This window comes from Acidiplasma cupricumulans (assembly GCF_001402935.1).
Taxonomy (GTDB): Archaea; Thermoplasmatota; Thermoplasmata; order Thermoplasmatales; family Thermoplasmataceae; genus Acidiplasma; species Acidiplasma aeolicum.
This window is the reverse complement of record NZ_LKBH01000047.1, coordinates 1-4,186: the sequence shown is the minus strand read 5'-3', so window position 1 is coordinate 4,186 and position 4,186 is coordinate 1. Positions and strand designations below refer to the sequence as shown.

Annotated in this window: 3 protein-coding genes; 1 reads left to right on the top strand and 2 read right to left on the bottom strand. The window is 35.2% G+C overall.

The window, feature by feature from the left end; genetic code table 11:
* The first annotated feature begins 159 nt into the window (after positions 1–159).
* Positions 160–2,010, top strand: a complete 1,851-nt coding sequence (gene rqcH / locus AOG55_RS01755; RefSeq protein WP_054963769.1) for a ribosome rescue protein RqcH — start codon at positions 160–162, stop codon at positions 2,008–2,010.
* Here the strand turns inward: rqcH and AOG55_RS01750 are convergent.
* Together AOG55_RS01750 and AOG55_RS01745 are read right to left on the bottom strand one after the other, a co-directional pair.
* Entirely contained in the window at positions 2,002–2,919 is a 918-nt protein-coding gene (locus tag AOG55_RS01750; protein WP_048101642.1) for a bifunctional phosphoglucose/phosphomannose isomerase, read from the bottom strand. The two genes, rqcH and AOG55_RS01750, sit on opposite strands and share 9 nt — an antisense overlap.
* A 37-nt stretch (positions 2,920–2,956) precedes the next feature.
* Positions 2,957–4,153, bottom strand: coding sequence for an MFS transporter (locus AOG55_RS01745; RefSeq protein WP_054963768.1), 1,197 nt, complete (start codon positions 4,151–4,153; stop codon positions 2,957–2,959).
* Positions 4,154–4,186: the final 33 nt, after the last annotated feature.

Sequence of the window (4,186 nt, the reverse complement as noted above, 5' to 3'; positions counted from 1 at the left end):
CATAAAATAATTTTATAATAACCTTTAAATTTTGTAAACATGGAAACTTCCCATGTTGATTTGCATATTCATAGACTAGTTTTTATAACTGTTGCTCTGATTTTTTCATGCATGTAATCTTTCCAATAAGATTAAAATATCAGGAATTACTAATAAATTATGAAACTCAAGGAATCGTCATTGGATTTTTACGCATTTATAAACATATTCAGGGATGATATAGAAAATTCATTTATAAAAAAAATATACCAGGTGAATTCAAAGGAGTTTATTTTTCAGATATACAGATCCGATGTTAAAAAAAGAGATTTTTTTATTTCACTTACAAAGGGAATATCATTTTATAGCGCGGACAGGCCTGATGAGGCGTCCCAGCTGGCCATGATATTCAGAAAACAGTTATCGGAGAAAAGGATAACAGGCATAGAACAGATAAATTTTGACAGGGTTATAAAAATTACACTTCATACAGGGCAGGAAATAATACTGGAACTGTTTGGGGGCGGCAACCTGATTTTAACAGAAAATGGAAAAATAGTATTTGCAATGGATCAGCATGTATACAGGACAAGAACAATAAAAATTGGTGAGGCCTATGTGCCACCGTCCCTTATAAATCCCATTGAAAATTTTGACGTGTTTAAAAAGATTGTTAATGAAAGTACCGCATCACTGGTTAAAACCCTTGCAACAAGGGTAAATCTTGGTGGGGAAATAGCAGAGGAGGTTCTTTACCGTCTTAATATGGATAAAAATTTAATGCCACATCAGATGGATGATAAAATATTAAATCAGGTGTATGAGGAGATAAATGTCATCCTTAAGGAATCCCTGGAAAATAGGGCATATTATTATAAAGATGAGGAAATACTGTCCCCAATAATACTAAAAAGCCTTAAAAGGAATCCAGACGATACCTTTGAAAACTTCAATGATGGAATAGTCAGTTATTTAAATAACTATCCGGTGGAGGAAAAGAATAAAAGCAGCGTGGAAAAAAGGATAGAATCACAGAAAAAATCAATTGAGGAGTTTAAAAAATTGATGGAAATTTATACAGAGTTTGGGAATAAATTAAAGATGAATATACCATCTATTGAGAAATTAATAAAAATTGTTAACGGTAAGGTGAAGAATGGGGATTTAAATGGGTTTGATTATGGGGATTTAAAAATTTTAGGCATAAATCCGGCAAAGAAAATATTTACCATTGACTATAATAATATAAATATAGATTTAAACTACACATTATCTGCAGGAAATAACATAAGCAATGTATTTAATACAGCAAAGGATTATAAAAATAAAATTGAGGGCGCTGAAAGGGCCATTGAGGAAACAAAAAAATTAATAATAAAGGAAAGGGAAAAGGTAAATCAGAAAAAAAGGCCAAGGTACTGGTTTGAAACATACAGATGGTTCTTTTCATCCAATGGCAATATGGTCCTTTCAGGAAAGGATGCAAAGACAAATGAGAAACTTGTCAAAAAGCACATGGAGGATAATGATATATATGTACATGCCGATCTTTATGGTGCCCCAAGCACGGTAATAAAAAACGATGGCATTGAAATATCAGAGGAAACCATAAATGAGGCATGCCAGTTCGCAATATGCATGTCAAGGGCATGGCCTGCAGGCATATCCTCCGGAACGGCATACTGGGTGTATCCAAATCAGGTAAGTAAAACACCAGAATCTGGAGAATTTATATCAAAGGGGTCCTGGGTAATAAGGGGTAAGAGAAATTATGTTTTTAATTTACCGCTTGAACTAAAAATATCATTGATTAAATATAAGGAATATGATATACCAATGATATCCCCGTCATCAACAAGGGTGGAATCAGAAAAATGGGTTAAAATCAGACCAGGAAATGAAAAAAGAAATAATGCTGTTGAAAAAATATCGAAAATACTTGATGTGCCCAGGGATGAGATCGAGCCAATACTTCCACCGGGTGGTTCTGTAATAATAGAAACATCAAGGGAAATAAAGGAATTAGGATAATTTGCTTTTTAATTCCTCTATTGTTGATACATCTGTGGGGTCAACCTCCCTCACAAGAGCCAGTTCATATGTTAAATAGTCTGCATAATGTATTAGATAGAATAGTTTCTCAAAATATTCATTGGTTGGTGCTGTTATAATATTAAATGATTCCCCGGTTATTTCCTGTGTGATTTCTATCCTTCTCTGTATTCTAAGATTGTCGGAATTAAAGACGTAATACCTGTATTCATCCCTTCTGTAAGCCTTTTTTAATGGCATTGTGTCATTATGATTGAGTTCAGGAAAATAATTATAAAATGCAAATGTCTTTGAGTTCTCATTAAACTGTGTTTTCCATCTGTATGCCACTGATTTAAATGGTCTTGACCCAAATATTATTGGTATATAGCTGTTTTCATATATTTTTAATGCCTCCCTGCGCATTTCGTCATGATTTTTATCCATGCTGTCCAAAATATCATATGTTTTTTTAATTATGTCATCATCCACTGGATCAAATGTATTGAAGAGTGGCATTAACATGTAACCTAGAGCAGATCTTGGCTGTAATCCTGATGGTATTATTATTGAATTTTTTACCCTGTCGGCAAGCTTTCCACCGGATGTAATGGCATAAACATGGGCATTTTTTTTCATTGCCTCATCCACATTATTAAGTGTTTCCTCGGTGTTTCCAGAGTAACTTATGCCAATAAATACAGTTCTTTCATTGACAAATTCTGGTATGCCGTAATCTCCAACAGTTATAACAGGTTTTTTTGAGAATTTTTCCTGAAATATATCGCCAACAATGCCAGACCCACCCATACCGGAGATTACAATATTGTCATATTCAGAAGTTATGTTAAATTTTTGATTAAATTTAATTTGCTCCTTTAAATTCTTTAATTCGTCTATAAAGTCCATGTAAGAGTTAATTGATTTTTATTTATTAATTTTTGTTTTAGTCCTCGATGTTCCTGTACAGCCTGTAAGCATATGAGTCCTTTAATTTTTTTATTGATGCACCGGTTATGATTACTGATGCAAGGCATAGCAGTGTTGTTATATCTATTATTAATAAAAGTCCATGGAAACCAACAATGTCACCAATAAATCCAAGTATTATTGATATAACCCCGCCAAATAACGCACCAAAGTTGTATGATATCCCGGAGATAATACCCCTTACAACAGGATTTACACGCTCCATCAGTAGCAGCGGCACAACAGGCATTGATCCCACACCCACTGTAAAGGCTATCAATGCAGGTACCGACAGCATATCCAGGGAGGATGAAAATGGAATGGCGAACCATGCTGATACCATTGATACTGCTGAACCTGCAATTATTAAGTATTTTTTTCTAGTCTTAAGCGATAGCCTGCCAAAAAGAACAAATGACATGGCCAGCACCAGGCTTGTCACAATCATCATGATTCCCACCATGGAATGGCTTACACCGAATGATGGTGCAATTGTTGGATAAAATGAAAACACCGAGAAATATGCTGCAAAAAATCCGGACATCATAATGGATGATTTTATAAATGGCTTCATGTAACCCTTTAGTGATGCCCTTTCCTTTACCACCCCCTGCCTTTTATCTGAGGGGATTTTAAACATTGTATACGGGGCGATTATTAATGGTATTATACCTGTCAGCAGGAAAAATCTCCAGTCAGCTGCCATTACTGGAAGGAATAAAACATAGGCAAGGCCTGTAAGTGCGTAGCCAATGCCGTATCCACTCTGCACTATTCCAACTATTGTTCCTTTAAGATTTTGAGGGGCAAATTCATAGCTCATGACCGTACCGGCAGTCCACTCACCGCCCATGAACACCCCCTGAATAAATCTTGCGGTAAACAGTATAAGCACTGTGGGGGAAAATGCCATTATTCCGGCAAAAATGGCATATCCGGCCGTACCTATAATCATTACTGGTTTGCTGCCCATTGTATCATTTAGACTGCCAAATATTATGCCGCCGAAGAATCTGCCTATTAATCCCAGTGCGAACAGCAGTGACACCATAAGCAGATCTATATGGAAATATCTCTCCAGCTCTGTATAAATATATGTTAACAGGGTTAGATCATATATATTTCCCATCCATGCACCTGTAGATGAAATTGTTGCATGAGCATAGGTTTTCATAAATTTATAATTACTTTATATGAATTAAAGTTT

Bases quoted from the DNA above. Each gene is read 5' to 3' on its own strand.
- AOG55_RS01750 (WP_048101642.1), bottom strand. From the start codon at position 2,919: ATGGACTTTATAGACGAATTAAAGAATTTAAAGGAGCAAATTAAATTT.
- AOG55_RS01745 (WP_054963768.1), bottom strand. From the start codon at position 4,153: ATGAAAACCTATGCTCATGCAACAATTTCATCTACAGGTGCATGGATG.
- rqcH (WP_054963769.1), top strand. From the start codon at position 160: ATGAAACTCAAGGAATCGTCATTGGATTTTTACGCATTTATAAACATA.